The organism is Klebsiella michiganensis, from assembly GCF_015139575.1.
Taxonomy (GTDB): Bacteria; Pseudomonadota; Gammaproteobacteria; order Enterobacterales; family Enterobacteriaceae; genus Klebsiella; species Klebsiella michiganensis.
This window is the reverse complement of record NZ_AP022547.1, coordinates 4,344,407-4,365,194: the sequence shown is the minus strand read 5'-3', so window position 1 is coordinate 4,365,194 and position 20,788 is coordinate 4,344,407. Positions and strand designations below refer to the sequence as shown.

Genomic DNA, 20,788 nt, shown 5'->3' with positions numbered 1-20,788 from the left:
TTAAAATATGGATTGAAACTGACCCATCTCAACCTGGATGGATTTTATCTGGGTGTAGCTGTGCAGCGTCTGCACGCCGTTTTCGCGGCCAATCCCGGAGTGCTTGTAGCCGCCGACCGGCATCTCCGCCGGGGATTCGCCCCAGGTGTTGATCCAGCAGATCCCGGCCTCCAGCCGATGAATCAGGCGATGGGCGCGGTTTAAATCCGGCGTGACGACGCCGGCGGCGAGGCCGTATTCGGTGGCGTTGGCGCGGCGAACCGCTTCTTCCTCATCGTCGTAGCTCAGAATCGACATCACCGGGCCGAAGATCTCTTCGCGGACGATGGTCATCTGGTCATCGCAGTCGGTAAACACCGTCGGGGCGACCCACGCGCCGCGGTCGAAGCCTTCGCCTTTCAGCACCTCGCCGCCGCAGAGCAGGCGCGCGCCTTCTTGCTTGCCGATCGCGATGTAGCGCAGCACGTTATCGCGGTGCGGGAAGCTCACCAGCGGCCCGAAGTTGGTGCTTTCAGCAAACAGATCGCCGGGGCGGATACGCGCCACGCGAGCGAGGATTTTCTCTTCAAACGCCGCCTTCAGGCGCGCCGGAACGAATACCCGGGTGCCGTTGGTGCAGACCTGTCCTGAGCTATAGAAGTTAGCCATCATCGCGATGTCGGCGGCGAGGTCGAGGTTGGCGTCTTCGCAGACGATCAGCGGCGATTTACCGCCCAGCTCCATGGTGACTTCCTTCAGCGAGGAGGCGGCGGAGTTGGCCATCACTTTTTTGCCGCTGGCGACGCCGCCGGTAAAGGAGATTTTGGCGATGTCCGGGTGCTCGGTGAGATACTGGCCGGTTTCGGCGCCCGTGCCCGGCAGCACGTTAAATACCCCCGCCGGCAGTCCCGCCTCGCGGTAAATTTCCGCCAGCTTCAGGGCGGTGAGCGGGGTGACTTCACTCGGCTTAAAGATCATCGCGTTACCGGCCGCCAGCGCCGGGGCTGATTTCCACAAGGCGATCTGGATCGGGTAGTTCCAGGCGCCGATCCCGGCGACGACGCCCAGCGGTTCCCGGCGGGTGTAGGCGAATGAACTATCGCGCAGCGGGATCTGGCTCCCTTCCAGCGCCGGGATCAGGCCCGCGTAGTACTCCAGCACATCGGCGCCGGTGACGATATCGACGGCGGCGGTTTCGCTCAGCGGTTTGCCGGTATCGAGAGTCTCCAGACGCGCCAGTTCATCGTTGCGATCGCGCAGAATATCGACCGCTTTACGCAGAATGCGCGAACGTTCCATGGCGCTCATCGCCGCCCAGATTTTTTGCCCTTTTTGGGCGCTCTTTACCGCCCGGTCGACGTCTTCGCGGCCGGCGGCCTGGACGGTCGCCAGCACTTCCCCGCTGGCGGGGTTAATCGTCTCGAAGGTTTTACCGCTGGTGGCGGAAACATAACCACCGTCGATGTAAAGCTGCTGTTCGGCCATTCGGGACATGGGTCCTCCATTAGTGAGAAGTCGGTGGCAGATATTGGCTGATGAAGTGCTCGGCGAGCGTTTCGGCGCGGGCTTTATCCAGCGGTTTACCGCTCAGCGCCGCGCGTAGCCACAGCCCGTCGATCAGCGCGGCGAGACCGTATCCGGCCTCCTGCGCCTCTTCGCGCGGCAGGGCGCGCTGAAACTCATAGACGATATTCGACAGCAGTCGCCGGCTGCTGACCTGCTGCAGGCGATAGAGCATCGGCTGATGCATGCTGCTGGCCCAAAAGGCGAGCCAGGCCTTCATTGCCGCGCTGCTTATCTGGCTGTCGTCGAAGTTTCCCGCCACGATGGCGCGCAGGCGTTCCTGCGGGCCGGCGCCGGGCAGGGCGTGCAGACGGCCCAACACCGCCTGGCGCAGCTGGCCGGTGATATCGCGCATCGTCGCTTCCAGCAGCCCGTTCTTATCCTTGAAATAGTGGCTGATGATGCCGGTTGATACGCCAGCCCTCCGGGCGATCTGCGCGATGGTGGCATCGTGCATTCCCACTTCATTGATGGCGGCCAGGGTGGCGTCAATCAGCTGCCGCTGCCGTATCGGTTGCATCCCCAGTTTGGGCATTTCTCAGACTCCATTCATCAGCTTTGTTTATCTATTAAAGCGGTTTTTGATTGGACGTTCAATATAAAATGTGTCTTAATTGTTGCCGATTTTGGTTCTAATAGTTGCAAAAACAGTAAGGAGAATGGATGACAGACCTTTCGCCGAGCAGAGAAAAGGACAAAATCAATCCGGTGGTTTTTTACACTTCCGCCGGACTGATTTTGTTGTTTTCCCTGATGACTCTCTTCTTCAGCGATTTTTCCGCGGCCTGGATTGGCCGTACCCTGAACTGGGTTTCCCGCACCTTTGGCTGGTACTATTTGCTCGCCGCGACGCTCTATATCGTGTTTGTTGTGTGCATCGCCTGCTCGCGTTTCGGTTCGGTGAAGCTCGGGCCGGAACATTCGAAGCCGGAGTTTAGCGTGCTCAGCTGGGCGGCAATGCTGTTCGCCGCCGGTATCGGTATCGACCTGATGTTCTTCTCCGTCGCCGAACCGGTGACCCAGTATATGCAGCCGCCGGAAGGGGCGGGGCAGACCATGGAGGCGGCGCGCCAGGCGATGGTGTGGACGCTGTTTCACTACGGGCTGACCGGCTGGTCGATGTATGCCCTGATGGGGATGGCGCTGGGATACTTTAGCTATCGTTATAATTTACCCCTGACCATCCGCTCCGCGCTCTATCCGATCTTCGGCAAAAAGATTAATGGCCCAATCGGCCACAGCGTGGATATCGCCGCCGTTATCGGCACCATTTTTGGTATTGCCACCACGCTCGGGATTGGCGTGGTGCAGCTAAACTACGGCCTCAACGTGCTGTTTGATATTCCGGACTCGCTGGGCGCGAAAGCGGCGCTGATCGTGCTGTCGGTCATTATCGCCACCATCTCCGTGACCTCCGGGGTGGATAAAGGCATTCGTATTCTTTCCGAGCTTAACGTGGTGCTGGCCCTCGGGCTGATCCTGTTTGTCCTGTTTATGGGCGACACCGAGTTTCTGCTCAACGCGCTGGTGCTCAACGTTGGCGACTATGTGAATCGTTTTATGGGCATGACCCTGAACAGCTTCGCCTTCGATCGTCCGGTAGAGTGGATGAACAACTGGACCCTGTTCTTCTGGGCGTGGTGGGTGGCGTGGTCGCCGTTTGTCGGCCTGTTCCTGGCGCGTATTTCACGTGGACGCACCATTCGTCAGTTTGTGGTAGGAACGCTGATTATCCCGTTCACCTTTACCCTGCTGTGGCTGTCGGTGTTCGGCAATAGCGCGCTGTATGAAATCATCCACGGCAATGCGGCCTTCGCCGCCGAGGCGGTCGCCCACCCGGAGCGCGGCTTCTATAACCTGCTGGCGCAGTATCCGGCGTTTACCTTTAGCGCTTCGGTGGCGACGATTACCGGCCTGCTGTTCTATGTGACCTCCGCGGATTCCGGGGCGCTGGTGCTGGGTAACTTCACCTCGAAGCTGAAGGATATCAACAGCGATGCGCCAAACTGGCTGCGGATCTTCTGGTCGGTGGTTATCGGCCTGCTGACCCTCGGGATGCTGATGACTAACGGCATTTCCGCCCTGCAGAACGCGACGGTGATTATGGGGCTGCCGTTTAGCTTCGTGATCTTCTTCGTGATGGCGGGATTGTACAAGTCGCTGAAGGTCGAGGATTATCGCCGCGAGAGCGCCAACCGCGACACCGCCCCGCGACCGCTCGGCGTGCAGGATCGCCTGAGCTGGAAGAAGCGCCTGTCGCGGCTGATGAACTATCCCGGCACGCGCTATACCCGCCAGATGATGGAGACGGTGTGCTTCCCGGCGATGGAAGAGGTGGCGCAGGAGCTGAAGCTGCGCGGCGCTTACGTCGAGCTGAAAAGCCTGCCGCCGGAAGAGGGAGACAGCCTGGGCCATCTTGACCTGCTGGTGCATATGGGCGACGAGCAGAACTTTGTTTATCAGATCTGGCCGCAGCAGTACTCCATTCCCGGCTTTACCTACCGGGCGCGCAGCGGGAAGTCGACCTACTATCGTCTGGAGACCTTCCTGCTGGAAGGGAGTCAGGGCAACGACCTGATGGACTACAGCAAAGAGCAGGTCATTACCGATATTCTTGACCAGTACGAGCGTCATTTGAACTTTATCCATCTGCATCGCGAAGCGCCGGGCAACAGCGTGACCTTCCCCGGAATGTAGGCTATCTAAACGTTTTCTGAAAAAGGATTGCGGCTGGTTAAATATACAGTGAATTGCGCAGGGAAGCGTATGATGGCGGCGGGTGCCTGAGGCTTTCTGCGTTCAGGCTTAGGTGAGGATTCAGAAAGACGAAGCCCCAGGAGATGTTCCCATCAACCTGAGGCCTACAATCCAAACCTAGCACGTTGGATAGTAGCCTCTTCTTCGCATGGAGGCAACGAGATGCTGACAAAATACGCCCTGGTGGCAATCATCGTGCTGTGTCTGACAGCGCTGGGATTGACGTTAATGGTGCGCGATTCGCTGTGCGAGCTGAGCATCAAAGAACGTAGTATGGAGTTCAAGGCCGTTCTCGCTTACGAAACGAAGAAGTAGCCGGTATGCGGGGAGCTATCCCCGCTTATCCGCAGGCTGGGTAAGGAACCTTAAGGCACCTTTTTTCTGCTTATGGGGGCAGGATGGACGGCGAGAGAACATCGACCGGTTAAAACAATCGCGCCGCCACCCTGCATACTGCTTCGCTGACGTCAACCTCACCCTTACCGGCATTTTTCTACGCTAAATCCGTTCTACCAGCAGACAAAACCACCATCAACCACCAGGTCAACGCCGGTGCAGAACGAGGAGGCATCGCTGGCGAGGAACAGCGCCGGGCCGGCCATCTCCTCAACCTTCGCCATACGCTGGATCGGCGTCTGGCTTTCGAATTCGCGGGTCTGATGAACCATCTCAGGGCGGGTGTTCATCGGCGTGGCGGTATAGCCGGGGCTGATGGAGTTGACCCGAATCCCTTTGCCGATCCACTCCATCGCCAGGCTTTTCGACAGGTGGATAACGCCCGCTTTAGAGCAGTTATAGTGCGCCTGATCGAGACCGCGGTTAACAATAATGCCGGACATCGAGGCGATATTAATAATCGAACCGCCGCCCGTTTCCTGCATCAGTTCGGCTTCCGCTTTGCAGGAGTTCCACACGCCGGTCAGGTTAATATCGATAACCCGCTGCCACTGCTCGGTTTCCATCTCCAGCGCCGGATTGGCGTTGGCAATCCCGGCGGCGTTGACGGCTATATCGAGGCGGCCAAAGCGGCTTTTCGCTAATGCCACGCCGGCGCGTAGGTCGCTAAGCTGGCGCACATCACCGGTGTAGTAGCAGGCCTCTCCGCCGATGGCTTCAATATTTTTGACGGTTTCGGCGAGGCCGCCGTCTTCGCGGAGATCGAAGCTGACGACCCGAGCCCCCGCGCTGGCGAGCCCGTAAGCAATCATCTGGCCGATGCCGCTGCCCGCGCCGGTGACAAAGGCCACGCGGTCCTGCAGGTTAAACAGCTGTTGGGCAAAATCTTTTGCGATCATAGTCATTTCTCTCTAAAAAATATTCTTTAGCATGCCCGGTGTTGGCGTTCCCGGAGGCGGCGCGTTGCGCCTGTCCGGGCTACGGGGCTTGTGCCGTCGGGTAGCCCGGACAGGTGCGCAGCACCGCCTCCGGGATATGATTTGTGTAGCCTGACCTGAAAAATGCCAGGCTGGCGGCATTACGACATAATCAAGCCGCCATCGATATTGATGGTCTGCCCGGTGAGGTAGCGCGCGTCGTCGGAGGCGAGAAACGCCACCAGCCCGGCAACGTCTTCCGGTTTGCCGGCGCGCTTCATCGGAATGCCTTCGACCCACTCCGCCATCAGCTCGCCTTTACCGTAGCGCTTCTGCTCGGTGCTGAGGATTTCGCCCCAGACGCGGTCGTTGTAGTCCCACATCTCGCTTTCGATAATGCCCGGACAGAAGGCGTTAACGGTGATATTCCACGGCGCCAGCTCGTGCGCCAGGCTTTGGGTGATGCCGATCACGCCCATTTTGCTGGCGGCATAGTGCGGGGTGTAGATAAAGCCCTGACGACCCTGGCCGGAAGAGGTGTTGATCAGGCTACCGTGGTTCTGCTTGACCATATATTTGGCGGCTTCGCGGCAGCACAGCCAGACGCCGGTGGTGTTAACGGCGAGCACTTTTTCAAAGTCGGCTTTCGGCATGCGATCGTAATAGTCGATGGTGATCACGCCTGCGTTCTGGATAGAGACGTCGATGGTGCCGAAACGCGCTGCCGCCTGCTCGTACAGCGACTGCACCTGCGCTTCGTCGGTCACATCAACCTGTAACGACAGGATGTCGGCCTGGTAGCGCTGGCGGAGGGTTTCCGCCGTTTCGTGGACGCGCTCGGCGTTAGAGACCATCACCAGATTCGCGCCGTCGCGCGCAAAGCGCTCGGCAATACCGGCACCAATTCCGCGGCAGGCGCCGGTGATAACAACCGTTTTGTTCTGGAAATTTCTTTGCATGTTTTTCATCCCTTATTGAAGCCGGACGGCAGTGCGTCCGGCGGGGTAATAAATAGGTGATTAACTGGTGGCGCCTGCCGCCGCCAGCTTCTCCTCATGGCGGCGCATCAGGATGACTTTGTTCTGCAGTTTCTGCTGGAACTGGTCGACGACGACGGCGGTGACGATAACCACCCCCTTAATGACCATCTGCCAGAAATCGCTGACCCCCATCATCACCATGCCGTCGGCGAGGAAGACGATGACGAACGCGCCAATGATTGATCCGGTTACCCGGCCGCGACCGCCCGCCAGCGCGGTTCCGCCGAGCACGGTGGCACCAATGGCGTCCATTTCGAACATATTGCCGGTCATCGGGTGCGCGGTTTGCAGCTGCGAGGCGACGATAAGGCCGACGAACGCTGAGCACAGGCCGGAGAAGGCGTAAACGAAGATTTTTGCCTTGACGATAGGCACGCCGGCCAGGCGTGCGGCGGATTCGTTACCGCCGATAGCGTAGATATAGCGGCCCAGCGGGGTTTTGGTGGTCAGCCAGTAGCCCAGCAGCAGGAAGCCGATCATCAGCCAGATTGGCAGATAGATGCCCAACAGCGTCCCGGATCCCAGGGTGGAGAAACCGGTGTTGCCCAGCGCTTCCATGCCGTTGAGGTTGGGGTAGGTACTGCCGTCGTTGAACAGCAGCGCCGAGCCTCTGGCGACATACATCATGCCCAGGGTGCAGATAAAGGGCGCGACGCCGAAGCGGGTGATGACCGCGCCGTTAACGAAGCCAACCAGCACGCCGAAGAGCGCCACGCAGAGGATCACTTCCGGTACGTTGAAGAAGATAACGCTGCCGTTCCATAAGGGCAGGCCGTTGGTTAACAGCGCCCCGGCCACCATGCCGCAGATGCCGGCCACGGCGCCGACGGAGAGGTCGATACCGCCCGTCAGGATAACCAGCGTCATGCCGATGGCCAGCAGGCCGGTGATGGCCACGTGCTGGGTCATAATCAGCAGGTTAGATGTGGTCAGGAAATTCGGTACCATCACGCTGAAGAACGCGATAACCAGCAGCAGAGCGATGAACGTTCTGGCCTTCAGCAGGTACATATAAATCATATATTTCTGGTTCATGATGGGTTCCAGCCTGATTAATCTTGAGGTGTTGAAGCCGCGATTAGTTTTTCGCGGGTCACCGCATGACGCGGTAAATCGGCGGTAATCCGACCGTCGGCCATGACCAGGATGCGATCCGCCAGCGCCATCACTTCATCCAGCTCCGATGAAGAGAACATCACTGCCAGACCCTGCTGGGCCATTTTGCCGATCAGATGATAAACGTCGGTTTTCGCGCCGACGTCGATACCGCGAGTGGGCTCATCGAGAAACACCACCTCCGGCTTCGTCATCAACGCCTTGCCGAGCACCACCTTTTGTTGGTTGCCGCCGCTGAGCGAGGTGACAGGCAGATCGGGGTCGCTCACCTTGATTGCCAGTTCGCGAATCATCTCTTTGACGCAGGCGATTTCTTTCTGCGGATTCAGCCATTTCCACGCCCGACGAAATCCCTGCAGGCTGAAATCAGAGAGGGTCATATTCGATTGAATCGACATCATCTGCACCACGCCTTCTCCCTGGCGGTCTTCAGGCACCAGCGCCAGCCCTTTTTTTAGCCGCGCCTGGAACGGGGCCTTTTCGATATTTTCGCCGTTGAGATGGACGTTACCGCTCTGGCAGGGCATCAGGCCGACCAGGCCTTTAAACAGCTCCGTGCGTCCGGCGCCGAGCAGGCCGTAGATGCCGATCACTTCTCCCTTACTTAAGGTAAAGGTCACATCGTTGAGCTTATAGCCGCCGCTGGGGTGCAGCGCCGTCAGACCTTCAACGGCAAGGACCGCTTCGCCTTTCGGCGCCGGGCGGTAGTCGAAATGTTTTTTCTTATCGCCGACCATCTGTTCGATAATCCACGGGATACTGGCGTCGCTGACCTCGCGCTCGCTGATAAAGCGCCCGTCGCGGAAAATGGTGATGTGGTCGCCAATTTCCATCAGCTCTTCCAGACGGTGGGAAATATAGATAATGGTGACGCCGCGGCGTTTAAGCTGTTCGATCACGTTAAACAGGATTTTGACTTCCGACTGGCTGAGCGCGGAAGTGGGTTCATCCATAATTAATACCCGGGTGTCCTTAGAAAGCGCGCGCGCAATTTCCACCAGCTGCTGATGGCCAATGCCTAATTCGCCAAGCTGGGTGTAGGGATCGACATTCAGCTCCAGTCTTTCCAGTAATGATTTGGCTAACTCATATTGATATTTTTCGTTAATCTTCCCTTTTTGAAAGAATTCGTTAGCCATAAAAATATTATCCATGACGTTCATATTCGGGAATAAATTTAATTCCTGAAAAATGATGCTGATTCCCTGCTTTTCAGCCTGGTGCGTTGAGCTAAGGGTCACCGGGGCGCCATCAAGAATAATTTGACCGGAAGAGGGTGTTTCAACGCCAGCAAGCATTTTCATCATGGTGGATTTACCCGCACCATTTTCACCGATCAGAACGTTTACTTTATTTCGATAGACCCGGTAATTCACGCTATCTAAGGCGACAACGCCCGGATAAACGCGAGATAATTCGCGAGTTTCGATAATAACTTCAGAGTCGACTGGTTGGGAATTGACGAGTTCTTGCCGCTGCATGTTATTGCCCTCCCAAACGAACAATTTTGGCTGGCGTAATATCAGGCATGGTCTGCGGAATATCCCAGGCCGAGAACACGCCGTACACCTGTACCGCTTCGCCGGTTTTCACCTGCGCCGTCTGGATCATCTTGACCGCATGTTCGTTAATCGCCCGGCTATATTCGCCAAACAGCACCTGATCGTTAAAGTCCTGATAGCTGGCGCCCTGATAGCCGTCGCGTAATAATGTGCCGCGCAGCGTTGGGCCAATTTGCACCACCACGTTGCCGCCACTGATATCCTCAATCGTCATTTTTCCGCTGCGCGAAGCGGAGTCAATTTTACTGATATTGCCTTCGACTTTGACGTAAAACACGCAGGGGTTTTCGTCCTGAGCGCGATAGCCTAAGGTTTTGCAGGCGCTATCGATATCTTTCGCCGCGCGCAGGGCGGTCATCAGCTCGGCAACGGGGCGGGCTTTAGCCACAACCTGGGGAACCAGCTGGTCTTGCCATGTCCGATCGATATCCGCCATATGCGGGTTGGGCGGAGATTTAAGATCGGCCAGCTCCTGCTGAGAGACGATACGACAGCCCCCGAGCGCAAGAATAACCAGCGTCAGCGAGATTTTTTTATACATAATACGCTCCTGTGCGCCCCGGACGGGGCGCAACAACCCGAAATCAGGATTTGATATTGAAGTCCTGCACTTTGTCTGCATTGTCCTGAGTAATCAGAATGCCGCGGAACATCACGCGCTGCTTGGCCGGTTTTTCACCTTTTTGCAGGTAGTTATCGAGGTCGGTCACCCCCTGAGCGGCGATGGCCTGCGCCTGAAGCATTACGGTGGCCTGCAGGGTGCCGGCTTTTACCGCATCGCGCTCATCGTTGCTGCCATCGATACCGACCACCACCACATCGTTACGATTCGCGGCTTTCAGCGCGGCAATGGCGCCGAGGGCCACAGGACCGTTGCCGCAAATCACGCCTTTCACGTCGGGGTGCGCCTGCAGAATACTGTCCATAATGCGCTTGCCGTCGATTAACGTGCCTTTCGCGTCCTGCTTAGCGACGCTGACCATATCCGGGTACTGGTCAATCACCTGGTGGAAAGATTTAGAGCGGGTCACGCAGTTATTATCCGCAAGGTTACAGGTCAGTTCGGCATATTTGCCTTTCTCCGCCATTTTCTCGACAAATACGTTGGCGACTTCAGAACCGGCCTGGAAGTTATTATGGGTAATTTGCTCCAGCGCGATATCATCGACAGGAATTTCGCGGTTAATTAAAACCACCGGAATACCCGCTTTCTTCGCTTTTTCAATGGCGGCGACGCTGGCGGTGGAGTCGGCGTTATCCAGAATAATGCCCTGAACTTTTTTACCGATGGCGGTATCGATCAGCTCATTCTGTTTTTTGACATCTTCACCATGCGACAAAATGGTGGTCTGGTAGCCCAGCTCTTTGGCTTTTTCGCTAGCGCCCTTGGCTTCAGAGGCGTAATAGGGGTTATCCAGCGAGTTAACCATGATCATGATGGTGCCTTTTTCTGCCGCCTGGGCAGCGAAAGAAAAGGCGGTCAGGGTAGCAGCGGTTAAAAGCGTTAAACGTAATTTCATGACAATTTTCTCTCTTGGTTGTTATTGTCGGGTACGGTGAAACAACGTAAGGCCTGTAAATCGAGTTTATGGGCCGGGGGTCTCCTTTTGTTGATGATTAAGAGCCTATCCATTAGGGCTATTTTACTGGCCATTTTGAACCAGGGCAGTGCTCAGAATCCTCACGTACTATGTGTACGCTCCGGTTCTTCCGCGCTGTCCGTGTTCAAACTGCCTGCGCCAATAACGCCTACTGGGATAGGCTCTAAGGTGCGTCACGCGTTCGATTCCCTGGTGGGCGTCAGGCGGACGTTGCCGGTTTCCATAATGTTCTGTTCACCGCATGGCGCCACTCCTGCCATCTTTTCTGCAGGCGCTGGTGGCGGGCCATATCGGGGATAAATTCGCTGTGTTCGGTTAAAAACGCGTTCAGGTCGGTCACCGATCCGGGATTCAGGGCTTTGCGCGCGAGCAGGGCCGCGCCAATCGCCGACAGCTCGGCAACGTCGCTGCGCATCACCGGACAGCCGAGCAGGTCAGCCTGATACTGCATTAGCCAGTCGTTCCTGGTTGGGCCGCCGTCGACCATCAGCGCCGTTAAGTGGAAGTCGTCCTGCTGGCGCATCGCTACCACGACATCGGCGATTTGATAGGTAATGGATTCCAGCGCGGCGCGAATCAGATGGGCGCGCTTGACGCCGCGGCTCAGGCCGCAAATCACGCCGCGGGCGCTGTCATCCCACCACGGGGCTCCCAGGCCGGTTAACGCCGGCACAAAATAGACGCCCAGCGTGGAGTCCACGGAGGCGGGCAGGGTGTTGAGTTCATGCGCCAGTTCGGCATCGGAAAGTTCGCTCAGACCGGTGCTGTCCGCCATCCACGCCACGGCATCGCCGGTATGCGGAATATTACCTTCGAGTCCGTAGGTGATGCTGTCGCCGTCGTGCCAGGCTATGGTGGTGGCCAGCGCGTCGATATCGCACTGTGCGGATTTTACCGGCGCCATCACCGATGACCCCGTACCGTAGGTGGCTTTCACGCAGCCGAGTTCACCCAGCGCGTGGCCAAACAGCGCGGCGTGGGAATCCCCGACCATCGCCATTACGGGAATATCGTCAGGGATAGCGTTCAACCCCCGGGTATAGCCAAACAATCCGCTGGAGGGCTTGATCTCCGGCAGCGCGGCGCGCGGGATCTGGAACAGCGCCAGCATGTTGTCATCCCACTGGCCGGTTTGCAGGTTCAGCAGCTGGGTACGCGCGGCATTGGAGTAATCGCAGTAGAACGCCTCGCCCTGGGTTAAGTTCCACAGCAGCCAGCTGTCGATAGTGCCGAGGCAGATTTCTCCGCGCTCAGCCAGCGCGCGCGCCTCAGGAAGAGATTCCAGCAGCCAGCGCATTTTCGAGGCCGAAAACAGAGGCGCAATCGGCAGGCCGGTCACGGCCTTGATTTGCCGCTCTTTGTCGCTGTGGCGCAGTTCATCGCAAAACGCGGCGCTGCGGCTGCACTGCCAGGTGATCGCGGCGTTGATTGGCTTACCGCTCTGGCGATACCAGCCGATCGCGGTCTCGCGCTGGTTACTGATGGCTAATGCCGCGACGTTTTCTGCGCCAATGTGCGCTACCGCTTGCGCGATAACCGCCAGCGAAGCGTCAACCAGGACTTCTCCCGACTGCTCGACCCAGCCTTCACGCGGCGTCTGGATCGCCAGCGGCTGAGAGAATTTCACCACGACCTGGCCGCGGCTATCGAGTACGACGGCTTTGGCATTGGTGGTGCCTTCGTCCAGCGCAATGATGAACTCTTTACGTGTTGCCTGCATTAGGTAGTCTCCTGAGTCACACTTCGTCCTGGCGCGGAGGGGGAAGTCGGCATTCCTCTTTATCGCATTGCTTCTTAGCAGGCCATGATGTGACAATTCGTTTTCACTTTTTTAATCACTGAATATATATTCGATAGTGATTATTTATTTGTTACCTTAGCCAGAAACTTCCCGTCGGGCTACAGGAAAAGTTATCAATTGTGCTGGCAATCACACTTATCCGTTTGGTGAAGCTTCCGGATGTCGGGGGAAAAGAGCGCGGTTGGCTGGTTATATACGATTGAAATATAAAAATTTATTGGCGAAGCCTTTACGCCTGAAGGAAAGCGTAAAGGCTGTGGGAAAGTGTTTGAGTGAGGAAATTACCCGGCGATAAGCAGCCTGGCCGTTGGATAATCGGTGATCAGAACATCGATATAACCGCCTGAAAGCGCGCCTTTGATAGCCGCTACCTTCTCGCTGCCGCCGGCAAGGGCCACCACGTTAGGGCACTTCTTCACTTTCTCCAGCGCCATGCCGATCACAGGATCTTCATCATCGCGTAACACCGCCTTGCCGTTTTTATCGTAGTAGTGCAGGCAAATGTCACCCACGGCGCCGCGTTCCGCCAGCACCTGCAGCATATCTTCGTGATAGTAGTTACCGGACGTTTTGAGCAGCTGCGAAGGTTCAAGGATGCCAATCCCGACGATGGCGATATCGACTTCGTCGAAGCGCGCAATCACATCGGCGACATCTTTGCTGGCCACGAGGCGATTTTTCTCCTCCGTAGAACCTTCGATGCTCTGGGAAGGGAGCAGCCAGGCTTCACAGTTCAGACGCTGCGCCAGGGTCTGGGTCAGGATGGTCGCCTGCACGTTACCGTTAGGACCCACGCCGCCGAGCAGTTGAATCACGCCGTTGGCCTTCAGGTTTTGCGCGTGAACCTCATCAACCATTGCGCGGATAGTCGAACTCCACGACGAGACGCCAATCAGATCTTTCGGCCGCAATCGCGTTTCCAGATAGTGGGCCGCGGCGGATCCAATGGCGCGCTTGATGGTGTGATCGCTGGCGTCCTCTTCGGTATCCACGACGATGGCCTGTTTAATTCCGTAGCGATCCTCGAGGCCTTTTTCAAGATTGAGGAAAATATTCGATGGCTGAACAACGCTGATTTTGACCACGCCTTCTTTTTGGCAGCGGGCGATCGCTCGGGAGATAAATGACTGAGAAAGCGAGAGAAGTTGAGCGATATCGGACTGCTTTCGTCCTTCAAGATAGTAGAGCGTGGCAATCTTAACTAATAGCCGTTGTTCATCCTGCTTAGCCATATATTTCCCCGAAAATCATTTACGTGCAGCCATTATGTTAGAGCTCATTATCATACGCGAAAAGAAAAGACAGTTAAGTGTGATGGATATCTAACTTTCGCCAATCCTCAAAATCAGCTATGGACAAAAACAGAACAGTAGCCGCATAATTGAATAAAGAGTCGTTAGTGAATATATATTCATAGCGATTTCAGGTCAACTGAAAAGTGCCCGGGTGACGTCACGCCCGGTGGTAAGGAGGCAGAATGTTCCTGAGTATGATGCAGCGGCGTAAGCCTTACGATGCGTTGCCTGGGGATGTCTGGTTTTTTTAGTCCCTGACGGAATAAATATTCCAAGTTGAAAATAAATTCAGAGGTATTAAATGAATCCCTATAGCTATGATGTCCAGGCCCTTGAGCGTAAAGCCCGCGCCGTACGTCGCCATATCGTCAGATTGAACGCCAACAGCCCTGCGGGCGGGCACACCGGCGCCGACCTGTCGCAGGTTGAACTGCTCACCGCGCTCTATTTCCGCATTCTGAACGTCGCGCCGGAGCGTCTGGCTGACGACCAGCGCGATATCTACATCCAGTCGAAAGGCCATGCGGTGGGCTGCTACTACTGCGTGCTGGCCGAGGCGGGCTTCTTTCCGGTTGAGTGGCTGGAAACCTATCAGCATGCGAACTCCCATCTTCCGGGTCACCCGGTGCGCCAGAAAACGCCGGGGATTGAGCTCAACACCGGCGCGCTGGGCCACGGTTTGCCTGTTGCGGTGGGGCTGGCGCTGGCTGCGAAAAAAAGCAACAGCTCCCGCCGCATTTTTTTAATTACCGGCGATGGCGAGCTGGCGGAAGGCAGTAACTGGGAAGCGGCGCTGGCCGCGGCGCACTACGGCCTTGATAATCTCATCATTATTAATGACAAGAACAATCTCCAGCTGGCGGGTCCGACGCGCGAAATCATGAATACCGATCCGCTGGCTGATAAATGGAAGGCCTTCGGGATGATGGTCACCGAATGCCAGGGCAACGACATGGCGTCGGTAGTGGCGACCCTGGAAGGGCTGACGCAGGAAGGTAAACCGAACGTCGTTATCGCCAACACCACGAAAGGTGCCGGTATTTCCTTTATCCAGGGGCGCCCGGAGTGGCACCACCGGGTACCGAAAGGCGAAGAAATTGCACTGGCACTGGAGGAACTGAAAGATGAGTAATGCAGAACACCTGGCGAGCGTGATGGTTCAGGCCTTTATTGATGCGGTCGACCGCGGCGTCGATCTGGTGCCGGTGGTGGCTGACTCCACGTCAACGGCCAAAATCGCGCCGTTTATTAAACAGTTCCCCGGGCGTCTGGTGAACGTGGGCATCGCCGAGCAGAGCATGGTCGGGACGGCGGCGGGTCTGGCGCTGGGAGGCAAAGTGGCGGTCACCTGTAACGCCGCGCCGTTCCTGATTTCCCGCGCCAATGAGCAGATTAAAGTCGACGTTTGCTATAACAACACCAACGTTAAGCTATTTGGCCTTAACGCCGGCGCCAGCTACGGCCCGCTGGCCAGCACCCATCACGCGATTGACGATCTGGCGGTGATGCGCGGCTTCGGTAATATCCAGATTTTCGCTCCGTCTTCGCCGCGCGAATGTCGGCAGATTATCGATTACGCCATCGGCTATCAGGGGCCGGTCTATATTCGCCTCGACGGCAAGGCGCTGCCGGAGCTGCACGATGAAAGCTATCGCTTTGTGCCGGGAGCAGTCGTTACGCTGCGGGAAGGCGAGGATATCGCGCTGGTGGCCACCGGCTCGACGGTGCATGAAATCGTCGATGCCGCGCAGAGGCTGGCCGATGCGGGGATTCAGGCCAAAGTGGTGAGCGTGCCGTCCATTCGCCCTTGCGATACCGCCGCGCTGCTGGCGGCGCTGAAGCCGTGCAAAGCGGTGATAACGGTGGAGGAGCATAACGTCAACGGCGGCTTGGGGAGCCTGGTGGCGGAAGTGCTGGCCGAAGCCGGCGCGGGAATCCCGCTCAAACGTCTGGGGATCCCGGATGGCGAGTATGCGGCGGCGGCAGACCGCGGCTGGCTGCGCAAACACCACGGCTTCGATGCCGCTTCCGTCGCCGGGCTGGCGCAGAAAATGCGCTGATTTTACGGCGCCGTAAACCGATAACCCGCGCGGTCTGCCGCGCGGGTTTTGTTTTTTACGATGCGCAGAGCGTGATGATGTAGTCACCGGCCTTAATCCATTGCAGCCGATACGCCACGGCGGAGAGGCGAAGCCGCAGGTTTCCTTCCTTTATATACGTCACCTCAAAATCGCTGAAACCCACGCCGTTCTGTATTTCGGGCGGGCTGGCCTTAAATGCGCTCTCTTTTGCCGAAAACGCCAGCGTCAGCGCCAGCGCCGACGGCAGGCCGCTGGCGTCCAGCAGGCTTTTTTCCGCGCTATTGACGATGCTGCTTTCCAGCTCGGCCGCGAGGGCGGGAGACAGGATGCGCTCAATATCAACGCCGACCGGCCCGGCGGAGACAACCGCCAGCGCGCTGCGTTCGCAGTGGCTGATGCTGCCGTACCACGGCGCGGGCCACAGGGGCTGGCGCCGATCGCCAACGGCAGGCACCTCTTTTTCACCGACCTCCCGCAGCGCATAAACCGCGGCGATACGCCCGGCAAGATGTTCGCTCTGCCGCTTGCGGGCGCAGCCGCTTAGCCGGGCATGATGAGGCAGCCAGAGGAGATCTTCAGGCCGAAAGGTCAATGGGTCGAAATCGACACGCTGCAGCGAGCGATCGGCAAGCTGAATGATAGAACGTTGGGTTTGCATAGGGGGGATGTTAACAGATTCTCCCCGCCGCCCTCTATGGCAAGAGGGCGGGGGGAACGGCCAGACAATCAGAAGTGGGTATTGACGCCCAGATACCAGGTGCGGCCTGATTCGTTATAGGTATTGGCGCCCGCGCCAGCCATATAAGAAACATCGGTCAGGCTACCGGTGGTTTGCGCATTCCCCGCGCGCCAGTGGCGCTTGTCGAAGACGTTATCCACGCCGCCGGTCAGGCTGACGTTTTTGGTCACATCCCAGGTGGCGCTCAGGCCAACGATGCTGTATGGGCTGACTTCATCCGTTTCAGAACCCACCGCGGGCTCACCTTTGTAGTTATATTTCTTCGGCTGCTGCTTGCCGTACCAGGTGAAGGTCGACTGTACGGAAATATCCTGCTGAATCTGCCAGCTCAGGGTGGAGTTCAGGGTATATTCCGGAATAATCGACAGACGATCGCCGGTTTCCTTGTTTTTACTTTGCAGCATATAAGTGATGTTATTGGTCCAGTTCACCGTTTCGCTGACCGGCACGTTCAGGGTGCCTTCCAGACCTTCAACCACCGCTTTAGGCACGTTTTCCCACTGATAGATATCGGTTTTCACTTTACCGTTCGTAGTCTGTGAAATCGGCGCGTAGCCGGCTTCGATTTTATCGCGGTAGTCGTTGCGGAACCAGGTCACCCCCGCCAGCCAGCCGTCGCGTTTAAACTCAAGGCCAATCTCTTTGTTGATGCTGGTTTCGGCTTTCAGGTCATCGTTACCCATCATGTAACAACCGGTACCGGTACCGCTGGCGTAGCAGCCCTGGCCTTTGCTATAGAGAATATAGTTCGGGTTGGTTTGGTACAGGCTCGGCGCTTTATAGGCGCGGGCGATGCCCATTTTTAACGTGAAGTCATCCCCCAGACCCTGAGACAGGTTGAGCGACGGGCTCCAGTTGTTGCCGACGATCGTGTGATGATCGAAACGCAGCGCCGGCGTCAGCATGGTGGTGTCGGTCAGCTCCACGTTGTCTTCGGCAAACAGGGAGAAGATCTCGGCCTTCGAGTATGGGCTACGGCCGGTGCTGTCATAGCCGTCGATATCGCCGCCCATAAAGGTCTGGGTATTTGACGCCAAATCCTTCATCCGCTGCTGATTCCACTCGGAGCCCAGCGTCAGGTTCTGGTTAAACACCAGATCCAGCGGGATGTTAACTTCGCTGTGCAGCATCACGTCGGCGAGGTCGATATCGCTGAACTGGTTGCTGTTGAAGATACCTTCCGTACCGCCCGCCAGACCTTCGCCTTTACGCGAGTTACGGGTACGTTCGTACTGGGCCCAGTTGCTGGTGGTCACGCCGTTATCCCAGCCGCCGTTCCAGGTGACGGAGTAAGTCTGGCGATAGAGGCGGTTCGTCTCTTTCCCGTAGTTCTCTTTTACCAGATCGTTGGTATTGGTGTTCTGCGTATCGCCCGCGTAGAGGTTGCCCTGACGGCTGTAGCCGGATTCAAACTCCAGCGACTGCATTGGGGCGAAATCCCAGCGCACGACGCCGTTAATGTTCTTATTTTTAACCCCTTCACGCCCGGCAGGCATGGTATTAGCGTACGCACCGGTACGCTCTGACTGATGCCCGTCGTTGATATCCCAGGCATCGGCCTGCGTTTTATCGAGGTTGCCCAGCAGGCGGAAGCTGAAATCGCCGCCCAGCGGGCCGCTGAGGCTAAAGTTGGTGCGTTTAGTCGAGCCTTCTTCTTTATGCTCCGGGGCGTTCATGTAGGTGTTCCATGAACCGTGCCATTCGCCGTCGCTTTTCTTGGTGATGATATTGACCACGCCGCCCGCCGCGCCGTTGCCGTAGCGCGCGGCCGCCGGGCCGCGAATGACTTCAATACGTTCGATCAGCTCCGGCGGTACCCATGAAGTATCGCCGCGGGTATCGCGCTCGCCGCGCCAGCCCAGACGCACGGAGTTGCGGCTGGTCACGGGCTTGCCGTCAATCAGGATCAGGGTGTTTTCCGGGCCCATGCCGCGAATATCAATCTGGCGATTGTTGCCGCGCTGGCCGCTGGTGGAGTTGCCGGTCAGGTTAACGCCGGGCATGGTACGGATAATTTCCGACACGTCGCGCGCAGGCGGGCGTTTACGAATTTCATCTGCGGTAATGGTTGAAACGCCGGGCGCCTGCAGGTTCTGCTCGGCGGCGGTGACGACCATGGTTTCATCAGCGGTTGCGGTTTTGCTATCGGAGGCGGTTTCCGCCGCGCTCAGCGGAAACGCAGCCCCGTAGATTCCCAGATTGACCAGCAAGGCCAGGGATTTGATCCTGTTATTCATTGTAATTCCTGCTTTTTGTCGCCACCTTCTCCAAAAGACCCTTCCCAGCGGGAGGAGAGGCGGTATCAATGTTGCCAGTCGAGGGCAAAGGGCGCTCCGTCGCGGACTAAATGAGCCCTCTCAGACATGTTTAATTTTGAAAGACGCGCTTCCCACAGCGCGCTAATACGCTATTGCAAATGAAAATAGTTATCAATAATATTATCAATAAATATTGCGTTTATTAATGCGTTTGTTGATAAATGTCACGATAAACATAGGGTTGAAAAGGAATGCATAAGACAGGAAGTGACGACTGGTGGCAGCATATCTCCGGCCCGCAAATCGAAGCCGTTGACGGCGCGTATCGGGTAACCTTCTGGTGGCGCGATCCGGCGGGCAACGAAACGTCTTCGGCCATCCAGCGGGTATGGATTTATATCACCGGCGTGACTGACCATCATAAAAATGCCGTACCGCAAACCCTGCGGCGCATTCCCGGTACCGATGCCTGGTACTGGCAAACCACGCTTTCTCCGACCTGGCGCGGCAGCTATTGCTTTATCCCTTCCGCCCGCGACGACGACTTTTCCCCCCAGCTTTTTAACGGTGACGGCCCGGACCGCGCGCTGCTGCGCGAAGGCTGGCGCAGGCTGCTGCCGCAGGCGATTGCCGACCCGCTCAATCCGCAAAGCTGGAAGGGAGGGCGCGGCCACGCGGTCTCCGCGCTGGAGCTGCCTGCAGCCCCGGAGCAGCCGGGCTGGGCGATGCGCGATGAACCTTATCCACCTCCGCTCTGCATCGAATGGCAGAGCCAGCGACTCGGCAACCGCCGACGGATATGGGTTTACGCCACCGGCGACGCGCAGCCGCAGGCGCGCCCGCTGGCGATCCTGCTGGATGGCCAGTTCTGGGCCGAAAGCATGCCGGTATGGGCGCCGCTGGCGGGCTTAACCCGCGAAAAACGGCTCCCGCCGGCGATTTATCTGCTGATTGACGCGATTGATAATCCGCACCGGGCCGCGGAGCTTCCCTGCAATGAGGCGTTCTGGCTGGCGGTTCAGGAAGAACTGCTGCCAATGGTTCACCGGCTGGCGCCTTTCAGCGATCGCGCCGACCGCACGGTGGTGGCGGGTCAGAGCTTTGGCGGCCTGGCCTCGATGTTCGCCGCGCTCTACTGGCCCCAGCGCTTTGGCTGCGTGCTCAGCCAGTCCGGCTCTTACTGGTGGCCGCATCGCGGCGGCGCGCAGACGGGTCTGCTGATTGACCGCCTGAGCCGCGGCGAATTACATCCGCAAGGGCTACGTATCTGGCTGGAAGCCGGTATTCGCGAGCCGATCATTTTTCGCGCCAACCAGGCGCTACTGGCGCATCTGGAACAGCAGACGATTTTCTGGCGTCAGGTTGACGGCGGGCATGATGCGCTGTGCTGGCGCGGCGGGCTGACCACCGGGCTTATCCAGCTGTGGCAGCCTTTATGCCGTGATGAGTAACAACGCGCGCTTTACGAGGAATTAGACATGCAATTCAGTAACCCCTTCGACAATCCGCAAGGGCAGTTTTACATCCTGCGCAATGGCCAGCAGCAGTTCAGCCTGTGGCCACACTCCTGCGCGCTGCCGGAAGGCTGGGCGGTGGAGTGCCCGCCGCAGTCGTTAGCGGCGTGCAATGACTGGCTGGCGGCAAACTGGTCTACCTTGATCCCCGCCCACCATGCATCCTGAG

At 57.6% G+C, this 20,788-nt stretch carries 18 protein-coding genes; 6 read left to right on the top strand and 12 right to left on the bottom strand.

The annotated features are described in order from the left end of the window. Positions 1-1,473 (bottom strand): betaine-aldehyde dehydrogenase, encoded by a 1,473-nt coding sequence (gene betB / locus JLG71_RS20565; RefSeq protein ID WP_064358086.1) that lies wholly within the window; start codon positions 1,471-1,473, stop codon positions 1-3. 10 nt (positions 1,474-1,483) lie between these two features. Beyond that, a complete protein-coding gene (gene betI / locus JLG71_RS20560; protein WP_032693526.1) occupies positions 1,484-2,077 on the bottom strand; it encodes a transcriptional regulator BetI in 594 nt (197 codons plus the stop codon). Between the two features lie 128 nt (positions 2,078-2,205). Here betI and betT point away from each other — a divergent pair, with 128 nt between their 5' ends. Continuing rightward, complete coding sequence (betT, locus tag JLG71_RS20555) at positions 2,206-4,239, top strand: choline BCCT transporter BetT (RefSeq protein ID WP_025107047.1); 2,034 nt, start codon at positions 2,206-2,208, stop codon at positions 4,237-4,239. Positions 4,240-4,461: 222 nt separating this feature from the next. Next, a complete protein-coding gene (locus JLG71_RS20550; protein WP_004130292.1) occupies positions 4,462-4,614 on the top strand; it encodes a Hok/Gef family protein in 153 nt (50 codons plus the stop codon). A gap of 194 nt (positions 4,615-4,808) precedes the next feature. Here JLG71_RS20550 and JLG71_RS20545 read toward each other — a convergent pair whose 3' ends face one another. The 8 genes from JLG71_RS20545 to JLG71_RS20510 all read right to left on the bottom strand — a co-directional run bounded on the left by JLG71_RS20545 (position 4,809) and on the right by JLG71_RS20510 (position 13,964). Next, positions 4,809-5,594: an SDR family oxidoreductase gene (locus tag JLG71_RS20545; protein WP_064375719.1), complete on the bottom strand. Its 786-nt coding sequence runs from the start codon at positions 5,592-5,594 to the stop codon at positions 4,809-4,811. A gap of 179 nt (positions 5,595-5,773) precedes the next feature. Next, positions 5,774-6,571 (bottom strand): SDR family oxidoreductase, encoded by a 798-nt coding sequence (locus JLG71_RS20540; RefSeq protein WP_004100047.1) that lies wholly within the window; start codon positions 6,569-6,571, stop codon positions 5,774-5,776. Between the two features lie 60 nt (positions 6,572-6,631). Next, a complete protein-coding gene (locus JLG71_RS20535) occupies positions 6,632-7,687 on the bottom strand; it encodes an ABC transporter permease (protein WP_004848640.1) in 1,056 nt (351 codons plus the stop codon). 17 nt (positions 7,688-7,704) lie between these two features. Beyond that, positions 7,705-9,249, bottom strand: a complete 1,545-nt coding sequence (locus JLG71_RS20530) for a sugar ABC transporter ATP-binding protein (RefSeq protein WP_014228343.1) — start codon at positions 9,247-9,249, stop codon at positions 7,705-7,707. Between the two features lies 1 nt (position 9,250). Further along, positions 9,251-9,871, bottom strand: coding sequence for a DUF2291 family protein (locus tag JLG71_RS20525; protein WP_025107046.1), 621 nt, complete (start codon positions 9,869-9,871; stop codon positions 9,251-9,253). Positions 9,872-9,914: 43 nt separating this feature from the next. Continuing rightward, positions 9,915-10,850: a D-ribose ABC transporter substrate-binding protein gene (locus JLG71_RS20520; RefSeq protein WP_004130307.1), complete on the bottom strand. Its 936-nt coding sequence runs from the start codon at positions 10,848-10,850 to the stop codon at positions 9,915-9,917. A gap of 280 nt (positions 10,851-11,130) precedes the next feature. After that, entirely contained in the window at positions 11,131-12,651 is a 1,521-nt protein-coding gene (locus JLG71_RS20515; protein WP_116280147.1) for an FGGY family carbohydrate kinase, read from the bottom strand. A 362-nt stretch (positions 12,652-13,013) separates the two neighbouring features. Then, the gene (locus JLG71_RS20510; RefSeq protein ID WP_004848649.1) at positions 13,014-13,964 is read right to left on the bottom strand and encodes a sugar-binding transcriptional regulator; all 951 of its coding nucleotides are present in this window, start codon (positions 13,962-13,964) and stop codon (positions 13,014-13,016) included. Between the two features lie 364 nt (positions 13,965-14,328). On the opposite strand from JLG71_RS20510, the gene JLG71_RS20505 reads away from it, so the two are divergent. Further along, positions 14,329-15,159, top strand: a complete 831-nt coding sequence (locus JLG71_RS20505) for a transketolase (RefSeq protein WP_116280148.1) — start codon at positions 14,329-14,331, stop codon at positions 15,157-15,159. Next, entirely contained in the window at positions 15,152-16,087 is a 936-nt protein-coding gene (locus JLG71_RS20500; protein WP_025107043.1) for a transketolase family protein, read from the top strand. Before JLG71_RS20505 ends, JLG71_RS20500 begins: the two co-directional genes overlap by 8 nt. Before the next feature lie 55 nt (positions 16,088-16,142). Here the strand turns inward: JLG71_RS20500 and entD are convergent, their stop codons facing one another. Together entD and JLG71_RS20490 are read right to left on the bottom strand one after the other, a co-directional pair. After that, positions 16,143-16,766, bottom strand: coding sequence for an enterobactin synthase subunit EntD (gene entD / locus JLG71_RS20495; RefSeq protein ID WP_116280149.1), 624 nt, complete (start codon positions 16,764-16,766; stop codon positions 16,143-16,145). 68 nt (positions 16,767-16,834) lie between these two features. Beyond that, positions 16,835-19,084: a TonB-dependent siderophore receptor gene (locus JLG71_RS20490; protein WP_116280150.1), complete on the bottom strand. Its 2,250-nt coding sequence runs from the start codon at positions 19,082-19,084 to the stop codon at positions 16,835-16,837. A gap of 272 nt (positions 19,085-19,356) precedes the next feature. Between JLG71_RS20490 and fes the strand changes: the two genes are divergently transcribed. Together fes and JLG71_RS20480 are read left to right on the top strand one after the other, a co-directional pair. Continuing rightward, positions 19,357-20,556 (top strand): enterochelin esterase, encoded by a 1,200-nt coding sequence (fes, locus tag JLG71_RS20485; protein WP_200913785.1) that lies wholly within the window; start codon positions 19,357-19,359, stop codon positions 20,554-20,556. 27 nt (positions 20,557-20,583) lie between these two features. Continuing rightward, entirely contained in the window at positions 20,584-20,787 is a 204-nt protein-coding gene (locus tag JLG71_RS20480; protein WP_148851866.1) for an MbtH family protein, read from the top strand. Position 20,788 lies beyond the last annotated feature (1 nt).